Origin of the sequence: Actinobacillus lignieresii (genome assembly GCF_900444945.1) — a bacterium.
Taxonomy (GTDB): domain Bacteria; phylum Pseudomonadota; class Gammaproteobacteria; order Enterobacterales; family Pasteurellaceae; genus Actinobacillus; species Actinobacillus lignieresii.
This window is the reverse complement of record NZ_UFRM01000001.1, coordinates 323308-340958: the sequence shown is the minus strand read 5'-3', so window position 1 is coordinate 340958 and position 17651 is coordinate 323308. Positions and strand designations below refer to the sequence as shown.

General features: G+C 40.7%; 12 protein-coding genes and 1 pseudogene. 7 read left to right on the top strand and 6 right to left on the bottom strand.

What is annotated here, in order from left to right:
* Positions 1-68: 68 nt before the first annotated feature.
* A complete protein-coding gene (gene xthA, locus DY200_RS01515; protein ID WP_115587957.1) occupies positions 69-872 on the top strand; it encodes an exodeoxyribonuclease III in 804 nt (267 codons plus the stop codon).
* Positions 873-937: 65 nt separating this feature from the next.
* Here the strand turns inward: xthA and ilvY are convergent, their stop codons facing one another.
* The 3 genes from ilvY to DY200_RS01500 are packed head-to-tail and all read right to left on the bottom strand — an operon-like array spanning position 938 to position 3539.
* The gene (gene ilvY / locus DY200_RS01510; RefSeq protein ID WP_115586652.1) at positions 938-1822 is read right to left on the bottom strand and encodes an HTH-type transcriptional activator IlvY; all 885 of its coding nucleotides are present in this window, start codon (positions 1820-1822) and stop codon (positions 938-940) included.
* Positions 1823-2854 carry a glycosyltransferase family 9 protein gene (locus DY200_RS01505; RefSeq protein WP_172539904.1) on the bottom strand — a complete coding sequence of 344 codons (1032 nt, stop codon included), beginning with the start codon at positions 2852-2854 and terminating at the stop codon, positions 1823-1825.
* A 1-nt stretch (position 2855) separates the two neighbouring features.
* Entirely contained in the window at positions 2856-3539 is a 684-nt protein-coding gene (locus DY200_RS01500) for a glycosyltransferase family 25 protein (protein ID WP_115586650.1), read from the bottom strand.
* A gap of 108 nt (positions 3540-3647) precedes the next feature.
* Between DY200_RS01500 and DY200_RS01495 the strand changes: the two genes are divergently transcribed.
* Positions 3648-4709 (top strand): heptosyltransferase, encoded by a 1062-nt coding sequence (locus tag DY200_RS01495; RefSeq protein ID WP_115586649.1) that lies wholly within the window; start codon positions 3648-3650, stop codon positions 4707-4709.
* Between the two features lie 61 nt (positions 4710-4770).
* Here DY200_RS01495 and rpmE read toward each other — a convergent pair whose 3' ends face one another.
* The gene (gene rpmE, locus DY200_RS01490) at positions 4771-4983 is read right to left on the bottom strand and encodes a 50S ribosomal protein L31 (protein ID WP_005597698.1); all 213 of its coding nucleotides are present in this window, start codon (positions 4981-4983) and stop codon (positions 4771-4773) included.
* 379 nt (positions 4984-5362) lie between these two features.
* Between rpmE and tkt the strand changes: the two genes are divergently transcribed.
* Entirely contained in the window at positions 5363-7369 is a 2007-nt protein-coding gene (gene tkt, locus DY200_RS01485; RefSeq protein ID WP_115586648.1) for a transketolase, read from the top strand.
* Between the two features lie 135 nt (positions 7370-7504).
* Here the strand turns inward: tkt and DY200_RS01480 are convergent.
* Together DY200_RS01480 and htpG are read right to left on the bottom strand one after the other, a co-directional pair.
* A pseudogene (locus DY200_RS01480) lies at positions 7505-8838 on the bottom strand (IS3 family transposase).
* 86 nt (positions 8839-8924) lie between these two features.
* The gene (htpG, locus tag DY200_RS01475) at positions 8925-10802 is read right to left on the bottom strand and encodes a molecular chaperone HtpG (protein WP_115586647.1); all 1878 of its coding nucleotides are present in this window, start codon (positions 10800-10802) and stop codon (positions 8925-8927) included.
* Positions 10803-11030: 228 nt separating this feature from the next.
* Here htpG and DY200_RS01465 point away from each other — a divergent pair, with 228 nt between their 5' ends.
* The 4 genes from DY200_RS01465 (at position 11031) to nrdB (ending at position 17640) form a co-directional block, all read left to right on the top strand.
* Entirely contained in the window at positions 11031-12557 is a 1527-nt protein-coding gene (locus tag DY200_RS01465; protein ID WP_115586645.1) for a catalase, read from the top strand.
* 188 nt (positions 12558-12745) lie between these two features.
* A complete protein-coding gene (locus DY200_RS01460) occupies positions 12746-13825 on the top strand; it encodes a metallophosphoesterase (RefSeq protein WP_115586644.1) in 1080 nt (359 codons plus the stop codon).
* Between the two features lie 213 nt (positions 13826-14038).
* Positions 14039-16309 carry a class 1a ribonucleoside-diphosphate reductase subunit alpha gene (nrdA, locus tag DY200_RS01455; protein WP_115586643.1) on the top strand — a complete coding sequence of 757 codons (2271 nt, stop codon included), beginning with the start codon at positions 14039-14041 and terminating at the stop codon, positions 16307-16309.
* 200 nt (positions 16310-16509) lie between these two features.
* On the top strand, positions 16510-17640 hold the full coding sequence (gene nrdB / locus DY200_RS01450) for a class Ia ribonucleoside-diphosphate reductase subunit beta (protein WP_115586642.1): 1131 nt from the start codon (positions 16510-16512) through the stop codon (positions 17638-17640).
* Positions 17641-17651 lie beyond the last annotated feature (11 nt).

Sequence of the window (17651 nt, the reverse complement as noted above, 5' to 3'; positions counted from 1 at the left end):
AATGCAAATTTTTTCGGAAATATAACCGCTTGTTTGCTTTATCCGTGGTTTCTATTTGGATTTTACGTATGAAATTTATTTCTTTTAATATTAACGGCTTACGCGCACGTCCTCATCAATTGGAAGCGATTATTGAAAAACATCAACCGGATGTACTCGGCTTACAAGAAATCAAAGTCGCTGATGAAGATTTCCCTTGGGACTTAGTCAATCATTTAGGTTACCACGTGTTTCATCACGGTCAAAAAGGGCATTACGGCGTGGCGCTTTTAACCAAAAAAGAACCGCTTGCCGTGCGTAAAGGCTTTCCGACCGATAATGCCGATGCACAAAAACGTATGATTATGGCGGATATCGAAACCGAATTCGGCGTACTTACCGTGTTAAACGGTTATTTTCCGCAAGGCGAAAACCGTACGCATGAAACCAAATTCCCGGCTAAAGAAAAATTCTACGCCGATTTACAACATTACTTAGAAAGCGAACTGTCGCCGGAAAATCCGATTGTGATTATGGGCGATATGAACATCAGCCCGACCGATTTAGACATCGGTATCGGCGAACCGAATCGTAAACGCTGGTTACGTGACGGTAAATGTTCATTCCTACCGGAAGAACGTGAATGGCTGGACCGTTTATATAACTACGGATTAGTCGATACTTTCCGAGCAATGAATCCAAATGCAGATGACAAATTCTCGTGGTTTGATTACCGTTCGAAAGGGTTTGATGACAATCGAGGTTTACGTATCGATTTAGTATTGGCCTCAAAAGGGCTGGCGGAACGTTGTATCGAAACCGGCATTGATTTAGAAATCCGAGCAATGGAAAAACCTTCTGATCACTCTCCGGTTTGGGCGGTATTTAAATAAAAAGCAAGCGGTTGAATTTAGTTAAGAATTTACAAAAATTCTCAAAATTCGACCGCTTGTTGTTTTTAATCTTTCGGTAACAAGTCCCAAAATGCTTTAATAATCGGTTCTTGTAACCTTTTCTCTTGTACGCAGATTCCCAATTCAAACGGAGAGATCGGCTCGGGTAATTTCAAATAGGAAACTTGATCATTCATCGGGCTATGTTTAATTACCACATCCGGTAACAATGCCACCCCGAAACCTAAAGCCACCATCGGCACAATCGCCTCATGTCCTGCAACCGTTGCATAAATCTTCGGTTCTTTAATCTTCTGCTCTTTAAACCAACGATCAATTCGCTTCCGTACCGGACCGTCCACCGGCAAAATAAACGGAATATTTTGCCAGTCAATCGGTTGCCGCTGTAAACATTGCGTCGCTGCACACGCCACTCGAGGGGCAATAATCGACAGATGAATATCATCAATATAGTAAAAAGCGATATTATGCGGCAGATGTTCGGGTTTACCGGTTAAGGAAATATCCGCTTCGAAAGAATGCACCGTATGTACCGCCTGCGCCGGATCGCCGGTGCTTAGTTTTATCTCCACTTTCGGGTGAGCCTGACGAAACTGTTCCAGAATTTGCGGTAAATGGCTATACGCCGCCGTTACCGAACAGAAGACTTTCAATTCGCCTTCCAGCTGACCTTGCACCGGCGACAACTGCTGCTGTAATTGTTGCCAATCAGACCAACTTTGTTTTGCAAAAAGTAAAAATTTTTCGCCCGCTTCCGTTAAATGCACTTGCCGGTTATCTCGGATAAATAACGGCTGCCCTAGCTCTTGCTCAATACGCTGAATATGCCTAGTAAGTGATGAGGCACTCATATAATTATTTTCAGCCGAACGGATAAAGCTACGAGTTTGTACAATATCTAAAAATAGTTTAAGGGATTGGAATTCCATTTAGTTTAACCATTCCGGTTGTATCTGATTAAAATCAAGATCATTCACACTCTGCTTAAAGCGTAGAATATGGGTTTCCGCCTTATTATTCGGATGCCAGTGAATAAAATTCTGCTCATCCGAGCTATAAAATCCAATGATATTCTTGGATAAGCCTGAAGCAATATGCACCGTTGAAGTATCCGGCGAAATCAATACGTCCGAATGACGAATAAGCTCAATCGTATCAAATACGGTTTGCGTATTTTCGTATACAAAGACATTCTCAAACCGACTAGCGATTTGCTTTAACTTTGGTGTAACCTCCGGAAATGTGAGTAATAGAATTGGCTTCACACTTATCTTATTTAAATATGTGAGTAACTCCGTTACTTTCTCGTCGCAAAAACGTCGCGCCGATCCTGCTCCAAATAAATTTAGAGCAATAAAGTGTCTAATCCGGTTTTCCGATAAATAGTTTTTTATCGCTCTCGCACTGTTTTCATCTTTCGGCACATCATATTGCGTATCAATATCTGTAAAACCGGCAAGTTCCAGTGCCTGTTTATATATTTGAGCGAAATGTTGTCGCTCATTCTGTACGCTCGCAGTAAAAATCTTATAGTCCGATTTGTCATATCCGATATAAGCTTTCGCATTCATCGTACGTAAGAAAAGTAAATCTCGATTACGTAGCGTTACAGTCGGGTCAATAACGACATCATATTGTTCTTTTGCCAGTTGCTTACCGCAAGCTAAATAATCACCAATATTTTTGGTGCGTACAAAATACAATTGGTCAATATAAGGACTGTGCTCAAATAAATAAGCATTATTACGAGAACAAACCACCCCTATATGCGTTTCGGGAGATTGCTTTTTTATTTCTCGAAACACAAATGAACTGACGATATAATCACCAATTTTTCCATCTTGACGGAGAAATAGGATTTTTTTAGGTAAACCGTCTAAAGTATTCGTTACACTCTTTTTATCTAGAAAAAACTTGCCTAATTTAATTCTAGTGCTTCGAAGCTGTTGTTTTAGTGTCATACTAACCACGCTTTTCTATTTCATCGATTTCCGAGCCGGGACTAATAAAAATACAAGGAGGCTCAACGCCATACGCTTTAATTCCTGTCATTTGAATTGCACCGGTTAAAAAATCAGCTGGCATTCGTAGGGGATAAGCATGATTAAGTAATAGTTTCGCCCCCTCTAATGTTAAATAATATCCTGTGGCAATCATAATAATGCGTTTAGAATTTTTTGACGGGTAGCGATAACGTACTAATTTATAACTTTCTTTAAGTGGGCGTGTTATCGGCCAATATTTGGCTTTTCCGTGGTCAAAAAATATAATCTGTTTTCTACTTGGTACTTTACGTAATACATCTGCAACAATACGTCTGAAATAGTGAGAAACTATCGCATCATCTTCTAAAATGATTGCTTCTTTAATATTATTATCCACAAGGTGCTGATAAGCCCTAATATGACTCATCGCACAACCAATTTCACCCAGCTTCAGTCTATGTTTCCCTCCAAAACGCTGAGGGTAAAAATCATAATCAACTTGAGAAAGTTGTTCTTCTGTTAAATCTCGCCCATTTACTGCATCAATAAACTCAAACGCTAATCCTAAACTGTTAAGTCGAGCAGAAATTATTTTACGCCTAACAGAATTAGCTAAGCTAATAACAAAAATAGGCGGAATAGGCATTTTATCATCTATCATAGAGTTCTCTTATACATCCATTAATGTGCGCATGGATTTTACGGAAAAAAGCTAATTATTCAAGCTTTGAAATATGTTATATTCGTCATATAAAGGAGAAATTGACGAATGAAGAAATTGATCATATCGCTATTTGGCAAACGAGTTGCATCGAATGAAACGAAATTAAACGAGATTGAAAGTGTACTACTGAAACCAATCGGAGATGCCATTGGTGATGCTATTGTACACATTGCCCATTTAGCGCAAATCAAGCAAGCCTTTCCTAACGTAAAAACAGCCGTATTGGTTACGGAGCGTAATAAGCAACTCTTTGCACAAGCTGATTCTGTTGATCAATTAATTGATGAACGCCCACTGAATTATTTAATACAACGAGGCAAATGGGATTTATACCTCGATTTTCAGCCTACCTTTACCTCTAAATCAATTATTTTAGATTCGTTACTCAACCCTAAAATTCTTATTAATTTTGGTAAGGATAAGAAAAAACATTATTCATTAGAAACCGTAAAAAACTATGACTTTACTACGCTAATTCCGAATAATACACATATTGCAGATTACTTACATCATTCTGTACTAGCTCCATATCTCATCAGAGAGCCTAATGATTATACTTTAGCGGTATCATCCGAATACAGAGAACTTGCTGATACCTATTGGCATAACACAGACAAAATTAGAGTGCTATTAAATCCGCAAGGAAGTATGCGAGAGGTTCCGGCTATTGAGTTAGCAAGCCTATTAAATAATATTGATCCTAAATATTTGGATAAGATTGCTTTTTTACTCACTTATACCAAATCAAGCGAACAGTATCTTCAAGCACTAAACAACGCCACAAAAGTACCTGTGGAAATCTCCCCGCAAACAAATACCTTAAATTATTGCGCATTGGTCAATGCTTCAGATATAGTGGTTGCCGTAGATGGCGGTGGTGTTCACATGGCTTGCGCTTATGGCAAGCCATTATTATCATTCTATGCCAATCACTTAACGAACTTAGCTCGCTGGCATCCGAGACCAAAACCACAAGTTGATTCTTTTATGGTTGTTACAACGAAAGTCACGAATGATAATAATGAAACCAAGGGATTTAATTTGCTAGACGCAAGTAAATGGTTAAATCAGCAACTTGCAAAAAAGCTTAAAAATCAGACCGCTTGAATCCAGGACATTTAAAACAACAAAACCCCGCATTGGCGGGGTTTTATTAATAATTCGGAAATTATTTTGTGCTTGGGATTGAGAAACGTTTGTTGAAACGTTCTACACGACCACCAGTATCAACAACACGTTGTTTACCAGTATAGAATGGGTGGCAGTTGCCGCACACATCAAGATTTAAGTTTTTACCCACTGTTGAGCGAGTTTTAATTACGTTACCGCATGAACATGTTGCAGTAATTTCTGTATATTCTGGGTGAATACCTTGTTTCATTGGAAAACCTCTAATGAAGCCATATCGCCACTTATCTTGTTATACTTTCGTATATCCGCTGATAAGTACCATATGTGAATAAATCATATGCCGAGCATTTACTCGACGCCAAAAAAGAGTGCGTATTCTACGGCATTTGGCAACAAAGATCAATAATTAATCTATGCCGTTCATATTATTTTCCACAAAATATCCACACCACTTTTATTTAATCAAAAACAATCATTTAACATCAAAGTTTTCTCATCTTTTTTGTGAAGAAGATCACAATTTTTACTCGAGATTTTTTGAGTATTACTTCAAAAATAGTGTAGAATCCATTTATCAACTAATCTAGTTTATTAGAGTATTTGTCATTTTCTTGTCTAGGAGTAAACACATGGCAGAACGTAAAGTATTAGCGAATGCAATTCGCTTTCTAAGTATGGATGCGGTACAAAAAGCTAATTCCGGTCACCCGGGTGCCCCAATGGGTATGGCGGATATCGCAGAGGTATTATGGCGCGACTTTTTAAAACATAACCCAACCAATCCTAAGTGGGCTGATCGCGACCGTTTCGTACTTTCAAACGGCCATGGTTCAATGTTAATTTATAGCTTATTACACTTAACGGGCTATGATCTTTCAATTGAAGATTTAAAACAATTCCGTCAATTACATTCTAAAACACCGGGCCATCCGGAATACGGTTACGCACCGGGTGTTGAAACCACAACCGGTCCGTTAGGCCAAGGTATTACCAATGCGGTCGGTATGGCGATTGCGGAAAAAACCTTAGCCGGACAATTTAACCGTGAAGGTCATAAAATCGTTGATCACTATACTTACGCATTTTTAGGTGACGGCTGCTTAATGGAAGGTATTTCACACGAAGCCTGTTCATTAGCCGGTACTTTAGGCTTAGGTAAATTAATCGCTTTCTATGATGATAATAACATTTCAATCGACGGTCATGTGGACGGTTGGTTCTCTGACGATACCGCACAACGCTTTGAAGCATACGGTTGGCAAGTTATCCGTAACGTGGACGGTCACGATGCGGAACAAATCAAATTTGCCATTGAAAATGCAAAAGCGGAGACCGAGCGTCCGACATTAATTATCTGTAAAACCATTATCGGTTACGGTTCGCCAAATAAATCGGCATCGCATGACTGCCACGGTGCGCCGTTAGGTAATGATGAAATCGCATTAACCCGTAAAGCACTCAACTGGGAATATGCGCCGTTTGAAATTCCGGCTGAAATCTATGCGGAATGGGATGCCAAAGCGCAAGGTGCGGTTGTAGAAAAAGAATGGAATGCTAAATTTGCGGCTTATGAAGCGGCGTATCCTGAATTAGCGGCGGAATTTAAACGTCGTATGGCAGGCGATTTACCGGCAAACTGGGAAGCGGAAAGCAAAGCGTTTATCGAAAAATTACAAGCGAATCCGGCGGCAATCGCAAGCCGTAAAGCATCACAAAATGCGATTGAAGCCTATGCGCATATCTTACCGGAATTCTTAGGCGGTTCCGCAGACTTAGCAAGTTCTAACTTAACCTTATGGTCCGGTTCAAAACCAATCCGTGCGGATCACAATGTGGACGGTAACTACATCAACTACGGTGTACGTGAATTCGGTATGTCTGCAATTATGAACGGTATTGCATTACACGGTGGCTTTATTCCTTACGGTGCGACATTCTTAATGTTCTATGAATACGCTCACAATGCGGTGCGCATGGCGGCATTAATGAAACAACGTTCATTATTCGTTTATACGCACGATTCTATCGGTTTAGGCGAAGACGGTCCGACTCACCAACCGGTAGAACAAACTGCCTCATTACGCTTTATTCCGAACTTAGAAACATGGCGTCCGGCAGACCAAGTGGAATCGGCTGTAGCGTGGAAAGCGGCGGTTGAACGTAAAGACGGCCCAAGTGCGTTAATCTTTACTCGCCAAAACCTTGCTCAACAAACTCGTACGCCTGAACAATTAGCGAACGTTGCTCGCGGCGGTTATATCTTACGTGAATGTTGCGAAAAAGGCGGTTGTCCGGATTTAATCCTCATCGCAACCGGCTCAGAAGTGGATTTAGCGATGAAAGCGGCTGAAGTATTAGATGCGGAAGGTACGAAAGTACGCGTTGTTTCAATGCCAAGCACAAACGTGTTTGATAAACAAGACGAAGCGTATCGTGAATCTGTGTTACCACGTTCAGTAACCAAACGTGTCGCTATCGAAGCGCAATTATCTGATTTCTGGTACAAATACGTCGGCTTTGAAGGCCGTATCGTGGGTATGAATAGCTTTGGTGAGTCTGCACCTGCGGATCAATTATTCAAACTGTTCGGCTTTACGGTGGAAAACGTCGTAGCGAAAGCGAAAGAAATCTTATAATTTCAATGATTGATTAAAGATAAAGGCGAGAACATTTCTCGCCTTTTTAATCTTTTGCAAAGAAATCCGCAAATTTGACCGCTTAACAAAACAAAAAAGCTATCTTTTGATCTGCCCCCAAAAAGTTAGACTATTTTAATTTAAGGACTGAGTTCTGTATTGTACAGGGCTCAGTCCTTTTAATTTCACTTGAATACGCTCATTGTTGTAATAATGAATGTACTCGTGAATCACTTTCTCAAGTTGTTCGAAAGTGTCAAATCGCTTACCAAAGTAACATTCCGTTTTCAATCGCCCAAAAAAACTTTCCATTGCCCCATTATCCAAACAATTCCCTTTTCTCGACATACTTTGTTTAATATGATGTTTTCTCAGCATTTCTTGATAGTCTGCCATCTGGTATTGCCAGCCTTGGTCGGAATGTAAAATCGGTTTAGCGTCCTTAGGCAGTTTTGCGACCGCTTGCTTTAGCATCCGCATCACTTGCTCAAAGTTAGGGCTTCTTGCTAAATCATAAGCAAGAATTTCACTATTAAATAAGTCTTTAATGGGGGATAAATAGAGCTTGCCTTCCGCACATTTAAACTCAGTGATATCCGTTACGAGCTTTTCATTTGGCGAGTCTGCGTGAAAATCCTGTTGCAATACATTCTCGGCAATTTTACCCACTTCACCTTGATAAGAACGATATTTCCTCTGCTTACATTTCCCTTTTAAATCAAGCTGTTGCATTATCCTTTGAATACGCTTATGGTTAATCGCACCAAAAAAATCACGTAACTTTAACGTAATACGACGATAGCCATAATTGCCATCATTATCCTAATAAATCTCAATCACTTTCTGCCTCATCACTGCATTTTTATCGATTTTAGGCGGTAAGTGATAAAAGAACGTACTACGTTTTAAACCCGTCAAAGGGAGGAGGATTTCTAAGGGAAAATCCACTCGCAACGTTTTTACGATGGCTGCTTTTGCCGCATTTTTTGTTGGTTGAACTCCCGCAGCTTTTTTAGGTAAGCTACCTCCGCTTCCAGCTCTAAAATACGATAACGTAAGCGTTCTTCTTCAGTTTTAGGTGGAGGAGGCATTTTCGGGTATTTCGGTTTCATTGTCGGACGACCTTTTGGTTTGGGTAATAAGCCGTTTATACCTTGTTCTTCAAAGATGTGCAACCATTGGCTAATCGAACCTGAATTAGCAATACCAAAATGAAGGGAGGCGCTTTCCGCAGAAAATTGCCCTTTTTTGACCGCTTGTATGACGGTTAATTTGAATTCGGGGGAATATTTTCGCTTCTTACCTATCACCGTTAGCCCATTGATTCCGTTATGATTAAATTGAGCAATCCATCGAGTTAAGGTTTTCTTGGATAATTGAAAATGTCGTTGAGTGAATAAACGGTTTTTGTCATTTTGAAGATAAAACTCGATGACTTGTTGTTTGAATAGCGAGTTATATTTAGTCATAAAAAATCTGCACCTTAATCCGTTGGAGGTTTAGTCCAACTTTTGGGGGGCAGATCATTTCGATAGCTTTTTTCTTCTTTTATTTGTTAACCAAGCAATTTATTCATACGTTTGATAAATGCTGCCGGGTTTTCTAATGATCCACGTTCTGCAAGCAATGCTTGTTCAAACAATAATTCAATCCAGTCATTGAATTCCGTTTCATCAGTAAGATCTGCTATTTTCTTAACCATACGATGATCCGGATTTAGCTCAAACGTATATTTCACTTCCGGTGCTTTTTGACCCATTGCGGCAAACAGTTTTGCCATCTGTGTCGTCATTTCATCATTGTCGGTAGAAACCACTGCCGGCGTGTCGGTTAAGCGATGCGTTAATACCACTTTTTTCACACGCTCACCAAAATAGCTTTGCGCACGCTCAAGGAAAGATCCGAATTCCGCTTGTTGCGCTTTTTGGCTTTCTTCTTGTTCCTTATCGGCAAGATCGCCTAAATCCAAATCCGATTTAGTGATACTTTGCAACGGTTTGCCGTCAAATTCGGTTAAATGTCCTACTACCCATTCGTCAATACGATCAGATAATAACAGCACTTCAATGCCTTTCTTATTGAACAGTTCAAGGTGCGGACTATTTTTTGCTGCTACATAGCTATCAGCAGTTAAGAAATAAATTGCTTTCTGCCCTTCTTTCATTCTGCCAACATAATCCGCCAAGCTTACCGTTTGCTCGCTAGAATCAGTTTGGGTTGAAGCAAAGCGGAATAATGACGCAATTTGTTGTTTATTGGCAAAATCTTCGCCTACACCTTCTTTTAACACTAAACCGAATTCATTCCAGAAGGTTTGGTATTTAGCTTGATCGTCCTTCGCTAATTTTTCCAATAATTGCAATGCGCGTTTAGTTAATGCCGCACGTAGTGAAGCAGTAACTTTATTCTCTTGTAAAATCTCACGTGAAACGTTGAGCGGCAAGTCATTCGTGTCTAATAAACCTCGCATAAAACGTAGGTAATTCGGCATAAACACTTCGGCATCGTCCATAATAAATACACGCTGTACATAAAGTTTTAAGCCGTGTTTTTGATCACGATTGAACAAATCCCATGGTGCTTTCGCCGGTACATAAAGCAAGCTGGTATAGTCTTGTTTACCCTCTACTTTATTATGTGCCCAAATGAGCGAGTCATTATAATCGTGGCTTAAATGTTTATAAAACTCTTGGTATTCCTCGTCTGAAATTTCGGTTTTCGAGCGAGTCCAAAGTGCTTGCGCTTTGTTAATTTTTTCCCATTTTTGACCGCTTGCTTTGCCTTCTTCATCGTATTCGGTGGTTTGGATTTCAACCGGTAAGCCGATGTGATCCGAATATTTACCGATAATTTCACGTAAACGCCATTCGCTTAAAAATTCTTTTTCTGCTTCACGCAAATGTAAAATGACATCCGTACCGCGTGTCGATTTCTCAATATCCGCTACCGTGTAATCGCCTTCACCGGCAGATTCCCAAAGTACGGCTTGTGTTTCGCCTGCTACACGAGTTTTCACTGTCACTTTGTCCGCAACAATAAATGCCGAATAAAAACCAACCCCGAATTGACCGATTAATTGGCTGTCTTTCGCTTGATCCGTACCTAACGAATTTAAAAATTCTTTGGTACCTGATTTAGCAATCGTACCTAAGTGATCGATCACTTGCTCACGATTCATTCCGATACCGTTATCGCTGATCGTTAATGTACCTAAAGTTTCATCAAAGCTCACTCGTACACGTAATTCGCCGTCCCCTTCATATAACGCAGGATTCGAAAGCGCTTTAAAACGCAATTTATCCGCCGCATCGGACACATTGGAGATTAATTCACGTAAGAAAATTTCTTTGTTTGAATAAAGTGAATGGATCATTAATTGAAGTAATTGTTTAACTTCCGATTGAAAACCTCTCGTTTCTTGATTTGTACTCATTTTATCCTCTTTAATTTACAAAAAATAAGCGGAATTTCACCGCTTTCAAACGCTTTAGTAAATGGGGAAAGGACAATGACTTTTCAAGCTATAAAATCAAAGTTAATTTCTATTAAAAAATCTAATTCAATCGTTAATCTTTATCAATTTGATAGTTTTACAAATAAACTACAATCAATAATAATAAATTCATAAACAAAACCTATTAACAATAAAAGGTAAATTATTATGTCAAAATGTCCATTTCATCATACATCATTAACAATGAACAACGGTGCGCCCGTTGTTGATAACCAAAACAGCATGACTGCGGGTCCTCGTGGTCCGTTACTTGCTCAAGACTTATGGTTAAACGAAAAATTAGCCAACTTCGTACGTGAAGTTATCCCTGAGCGTCGTATGCACGCGAAAGGCTCCGGTGCATTCGGTAAATTTACCGTAACGCACGATATTACTCAATATACTAAAGCGGCAATCTTTAGTGAAGTGGGTAAAGAAACCGAATTATTCGCACGTTTTACTACCGTAGCCGGTGAACGCGGAGCGGCGGATGCTGAGCGTGATATTCGTGGTTTTGCAGTTAAATTCTATACCGAACAAGGTAACTGGGACTTCGTAGGTAACAATACACCGGTATTCTTCTTACGTGATCCGCGTAAATTCCCGGATTTAAACAAAGCGGTTAAACGTGACCCTCGCACAAATATGCGTAGTGCGACAAACAACTGGGACTTCTGGACATTATTACCTGAAGCGTTCCACCAAGTAACGATCGTAATGTCAGAGCGCGGTATCCCGGCTTCATATCGTCATATGCACGGTTACGGCTCGCACACTTATAGCTTAATTAATGCGAACAACGAACGTTTCTGGGTGAAATTCCACTTCCGTACCGAACAAGGCATTAAAAACTTAACTAACGAAGAAGCGGCGGCAATTATCGCTAACGACCGTGAATCGCACCAACGCGATTTATACGAGTCAATCGAAAAAGGCGATTTCCCGAAATGGAAACTTTATATTCAAGTAATGCCTGAAGCGGAAGCGGAACAAGTGGATTTCCACCCGTTCGATTTAACCAAAATCTGGTCGAAAAAAGACTATCCGTTAATCGAAGTGGGCGTAATGGAATTAAACCGTAACCCGGCAAACTTCTTCGCAGACGTTGAACAATCCGCTTTTGCACCGAGCAACTTGGTTCCGGGTATCAGCGTATCGCCGGATCGTATGTTACAAGCGCGTTTATTTAACTATGCGGACGCACAACGTTACCGTTTAGGTGTAAACCACCACCAAATTCCGGTAAACGCACCTCGTTGTCCGGTTCACAGTAATGCACGTGACGGTCAAGGTCGTGTGGACGGTAACTACGGTTCAACCTTACATTATGAACCGAACAGCTTCGGCCAATGGCAAGAACAGGCGCAATTTGCCGAGCCGCCACTTAAAATTAACGGCGATGCGGCATTCTGGGATTATCGTCAAGACGATTCTGATTACTTCAGCCAACCGCGTGCGTTATTTAACTTAATGACGGAGAAAGAAAAACAATCTCTGTTCAAAAATACTGCCGAAGGTATGGGTGATGCGTTAGATTTCATCAAATATCGTCATATTCGTAACTGCTACTTCTGTGACCCTGCATACGGTGAAGGCGTAGCGAAAGCGTTAGGAATGACGGTTGCCGATGCAATGGAAGCATACAATACGGATCCGGCAATGGGTCAGCCGGGTTTAATCAAACCTAACTTCTAATCGGAAGTCACTGAATTAGCAAATGCGGCTGTTTCAAAAACCAACACGAGAAATCGTAAAATAGTCCTCCTACATAATGGCATTTGCTCTATTAAAGCCCTATCTTTACGATAGGGCTTTTCCTTTGTACGACACATCAATCTAAGCTACAATCACTTTTCATTTTATTGCTCACATAAGGAAAGCCGTTGGAATATCGTTATTATATTACTACAGGTATTGCCGTTCTTGTTTTACAATGCCTTGTTTTCAACTTTTCTCGTACCGTAGGTTGGTTATTCAACTTATCCGCCAAGTCACGCAAGATCGTGACATTTATTAGCTATTTAGCTGCAAACAGCTTAGCGATTCTTACCGTTACTCGCACGTTTAACGGCTTTAGAATCACCGCGCTAATGCTCGCTTTACTGCTGTTTGCATTATTCGCTAGCCTTGCTTGTGCGGCAATTTACCGCCTATTTAAAGGCAAACAAGCGGTCAATTTTGCCTTAAAAATTGCCTATCCTTTTGCCTTTTTCGGCATTGTAGGGCTTGCCTTATATAACGCTTATACGCCGAAAGTGGTGCATTATTCCGTGCAATTGGATAAACCGCTAGCTCAACCGCTACGTATTGGGGTAGCAAGTGATCTGCACTTAGGGCAATGGTTTGGTGCGAAACAATTAGATAAATTAGCGGAGATCTTTAATCAGCAAAATGTCGATCTGATTTTATTACCCGGCGATATTATGGACGATAATACCGATGCTTATGTCGCCGAAAATATGCAACCGCATTTTGCTAAACTCAAAGCGCCTTTAGGGGTCTATGCCACATTGGGTAATCACGATTTCTTCGGCAAGCAGCAAGCGATTGCCACTGAAATTCAAAAAGCCGGTATCCAAGTTCTATGGGATCAAGCGGTCGAAATTAACGGAAAATTTACCGTTATCGGACGTAATGACGACTTAGTAAAAAATCGACCGAGCGCCGCTCAATTATTAACGGCGGTCAATTCGGATTTACCGGTGTTTTTACTTGACCATCGTCCGACACAAATCGAACAACACTCGCAATTACCGATTGATTTACAGGTGTCCGGACACACGCATAAAGGGCAAATTTTTCCGGCAAATTTAATGACTAACGTGATTTATCGACTGCACTACGGCTATGAAAAAATCGGCTTAGGACATTATTTTGTTACCTCCGGTTATGGCTTCTGGGGCATACCGATGCGACTTGGCACCCAATCGGAAGTCTTGATTATCGATGTGAAAGGAAAATAATCTTAATTTTTAATCTAACCCTTGAATCTATTTTCAGGGGTTTATTTTTTACATTTCTCGAATCTCCCTATCTTCAATCACTTACCTTTTGTCAATATCCCTTTACAAAACTTTCCGCTTGCACCTATTTCTACAAAACAATATCTTGTATATAAACATTTAAAAACCACAAGATATAGTGATCAAATAATAAGATAAAAGGAGACATATTTTATGCAAAAAACATTGATGGTAACCAAACGCAATGGTAAACAAGAGCCGTTTGATTTGGATAAAATTCATCGCGTCATCACTTGGGCGGCCGAAGGTTTACATAATGTATCGGTATCACAAGTGGAACTGAGCGCACATATTCAGTTTTATCAAGGTATTCGTACCGCCGATATTCACGAAACCATTATCAAAGCCGCCGCCGATTTAATCAGTACCGAAACGCCGGATTATCAATATCTTGCCGCGCGTTTAGCCGTGTTCCATCTGCGTAAAAAAGCCTATGGAGACTTCACCCCACCTCATTTATTCACTCATATTAAAAAGCTGGTGGCACTCGGTAAATACGATAAAGCGCTCTTAACCGACTATAATGAACAAGAATGGCAACTCATGAATGAATTTCTTGTACACAGCCGAGATATGGATTTCTCTTATGCAGCGGTCAAACAACTCGAAGGAAAATATTTAGTCCAAAATCGAGTGACCGGAGAGATCTATGAGTCGGCACAATTCTTATATCTTTTAGTGGCTGCCTGCTTGTTTTCGAAATATCCGAAAGCCACGCGTTTGGATTATGTAAAACGTTTTTACGATGCGACTTCAACTTTTAAAATTTCATTACCGACCCCGATTATGTCAGGGGTAAGAACACCGACTCGTCAGTTTAGTTCTTGCGTATTGATCGAATGCGGCGATAGTTTGGATTCAATCAATGCCACTTCTGCTGCAATTATTAAATATGTGTCGCAACGTGCGGGCATTGGCATTAACGCCGGTGCAATCCGAGCCTTGGGTAGCCCGATTCGTCAAGGCGAAGCCTTCCACACCGGTTGTATTCCGTTCTATAAACATTTCCAAACGGCTGTGAAATCTTGCTCGCAAGGCGGTGTACGTGGCGGTGCCGCAACGGTTTTCTACCCGTTATGGCACTTGGAAGCGGAAAGTTTATTGGTGTTAAAAAACAATCGAGGTGTGGAAGACAACCGCTGTCGTCATATGGACTACGGGGTACAGCTCAACAAGCTAATGTATCAACGCTTAATTAAGGGGGGCGAAATCACCTTATTCAGCCCGTCTGATGTCGATGGCTTGTATGAAGCGTTTTTTGCCGATCAGGAAAAATTTGAACAACTTTATCTGCAATATGAACAAGACCCAAGCCTTCGTAAACGTAGTGTGAAAGCGGTTGAGTTATTTTCATTGCTCATGCAAGAACGTGCCTCAACCGGTCGTATTTATATTCAGAATGTCGATCACTGCAATACGCACTCGCCGTTTAATCCGCAAGTCGCACCGATTAAACAATCCAATTTATGTTTAGAAATCGCATTGCCGACCAAACCGCTAAACGATATTAATGATGAAAACGGAGAAATTGCCCTCTGCACGCTTTCTGCGTTTAACTTAGGCACTTTGCAAAATTTAGATGAATTTGAACCGCTTGCCGACTTAGTCGTACGCGCGCTAGATGCCTTGTTAGATTATCAAGATTATCCGGTGAAAGCGGCAAAACACGCCGCATTAGCTCGCCGTTCGCTTGGCATCGGGGTCATCAACTACGCTTATTACTTAGCGAAAAACGGCGTGCGTTATTCGGACGGTTCTGCCAATGCGCTTACGCACAGAACCTTTGAAGCGATGCAATATTATTTACTGAAAGCCTCGCTTAATTTAGCCAAAGAACAAGGTGCTTGTAAGTTATTCGGCGAGACGAGCTATGCCCAAGGTATTCTGCCGATTGATAGCTATAAAAAAGAATTGGATAACCTGACAACAGAACCTCTACATTATGATTGGGAAAGCTTGCGTGCAGAAATTAAGCAATTCGGTTTACGTAACTCAACGTTAAGCTCATTAATGCCGTCAGAAACTTCCTCGCAAATTTCCAATGCAACCAACGGGATTGAGCCGCCGCGTGGCTACGTGAGTGTTAAAGCCTCAAAAGACGGTATCTTAAAACAAGTTGTGCCGGAATATGAAAAGCTCCGTTCACAATACGAGTTATTGTGGGATATTCCGGATATGAGCGGTTACTTACAGCTGGTCGGTATTATGCAGAAATTCATTGATCAGGCGATTTCGGCAAATACCAATTATGACCCGCAAAAATTTGAAGACGGCAAAGTACCGATGAAACGCTTACTTGCCGATTTACTGACCGCTTATAAATACGGATTAAAAACGCTCTATTACCAAAATACCAGAGATGGAGCAGAAGATTCCCAACAAGATTTAAATGACGGTTGTGCCGGTGGTGCTTGCAAAATTTAGTGGCTAGTTCGAATTTAAATAACCACGTACGGCTTGCCGCACGTGGGCTACAAGCAGTCGAATTTGTGAAAAATTTTGCAAAGTCGTTACACAGCAAACTTATTAACATTTTTCCCCTCTCCCTCATTTTTCTTCTGTACGAAGAAAAATCTGTCCCTCTCCCACAAGGGGCGAGGGTAATTATTTAAAAAGGAGATAACATGGCATACACCACTTTCTCACAAAATAAAAATGATCAATTAAAAGAACCGATGTTTTTCGGGCAAAACGTCAATGTTGCCCGTTATGACCAACAAAAATATGAATTATTTGAAAAGTTAATCGAAAAACAACTCTCATTTTTCTGGCGCCCGGAAGAAGTTGATGTCTCGCAAGACCGTATCGACTACCAATCATTACCGGAACACGAAAAACATATTTTTATCAGTAACCTAAAATATCAAACATTACTTGATTCTATTCAAGGGCGCAGCCCGAACGTAGCATTTTTGCCGTTAGTCTCGATTCCGGAACTAGAAACTTGGATCGAAACTTGGACGTTTTCCGAAACGATCCATTCACGTTCTTATACGCATATTATCCGCAATATCGTCAATGATCCGTCGATTGTGTTTGACGATATCGTGACCAACGAAGAAATTATTAAACGCGCGAAAGATATTTCTTGCTACTACGATGATTTAATTCGAGATTCGCAACTTTATACGCTCTACGGAGAAGGTTGCTATACGGTGGACGGCAAGCAATACCAAGTGACCTTACGCAACTTAAAACGCCAACTTTATTTATGCTTAATGAGTGTGAACGTGCTGGAAGCGATTCGTTTTTACGTGTCGTTCGCTTGTTCTTTTGCATTTGCCGAGCGGCAGCTAATGGAAGGTAACGCTAAAATTATTAAATTCATCGCACGTGATGAATACCTACATTTAACCGGCACACAAAATATGTTGAACATTATGGCATCCGGACAAGATGATCCGGAAATGGCACAAATTGCCGAAGAATGTAAGCAAGAAGCTTATGATCTGTTTGTAGCGGCGGCGGAACAAGAAAAAGAATGGGCGGCGTATTTATTTAAAGACGGTTCAATGATTGGTTTGAATGAAGATATTTTGGTGAAATATGTCGAATATATTACCAATATTCGGATGCAAGCGGTCGGATTACCCCGCCCTTTTACAACCTCTTCCAATCCGATTCCTTGGATTAACGCTTGGTTGGTGTCTGATAACGTACAAGTTGCGCCGCAAGAAGTTGAAGTCAGCTCCTATCTAGTCGGGCAAATTGATGCCAAAGTCGATACTAACGATTTCGACAGCTTTGAACTTTAAAGAAAAACAAG

What these genes read in the sequence shown, in the direction of transcription:
- ilvY (WP_115586652.1), bottom strand. Translation starts at nt 1,822, where the DNA reads ATGGAATTCCAATCCCTTAAACTATTTTTAGATATTGTACAAACTCGT.
- nrdB (WP_115586642.1), top strand. Translation starts at nt 16,510, where the DNA reads ATGGCATACACCACTTTCTCACAAAATAAAAATGATCAATTAAAAGAA.
- htpG (WP_115586647.1), bottom strand. Translation starts at nt 10,802, where the DNA reads ATGAGTACAAATCAAGAAACGAGAGGTTTTCAATCGGAAGTTAAACAA.
- xthA (WP_115587957.1), top strand. Translation starts at nt 69, where the DNA reads ATGAAATTTATTTCTTTTAATATTAACGGCTTACGCGCACGTCCTCAT.
- DY200_RS01500 (WP_115586650.1), bottom strand. Translation starts at nt 3,539, where the DNA reads ATGATAGATGATAAAATGCCTATTCCGCCTATTTTTGTTATTAGCTTA.
- DY200_RS01495 (WP_115586649.1), top strand. Translation starts at nt 3,648, where the DNA reads ATGAAGAAATTGATCATATCGCTATTTGGCAAACGAGTTGCATCGAAT.
- nrdA (WP_115586643.1), top strand. Translation starts at nt 14,039, where the DNA reads ATGCAAAAAACATTGATGGTAACCAAACGCAATGGTAAACAAGAGCCG.
- rpmE (WP_005597698.1), bottom strand. Translation starts at nt 4,983, where the DNA reads ATGAAACAAGGTATTCACCCAGAATATACAGAAATTACTGCAACATGT.
- DY200_RS01505 (WP_172539904.1), bottom strand. Translation starts at nt 2,854, where the DNA reads ATGACACTAAAACAACAGCTTCGAAGCACTAGAATTAAATTAGGCAAG.
- DY200_RS01465 (WP_115586645.1), top strand. Translation starts at nt 11,031, where the DNA reads ATGTCAAAATGTCCATTTCATCATACATCATTAACAATGAACAACGGT.
- tkt (WP_115586648.1), top strand. Translation starts at nt 5,363, where the DNA reads ATGGCAGAACGTAAAGTATTAGCGAATGCAATTCGCTTTCTAAGTATG.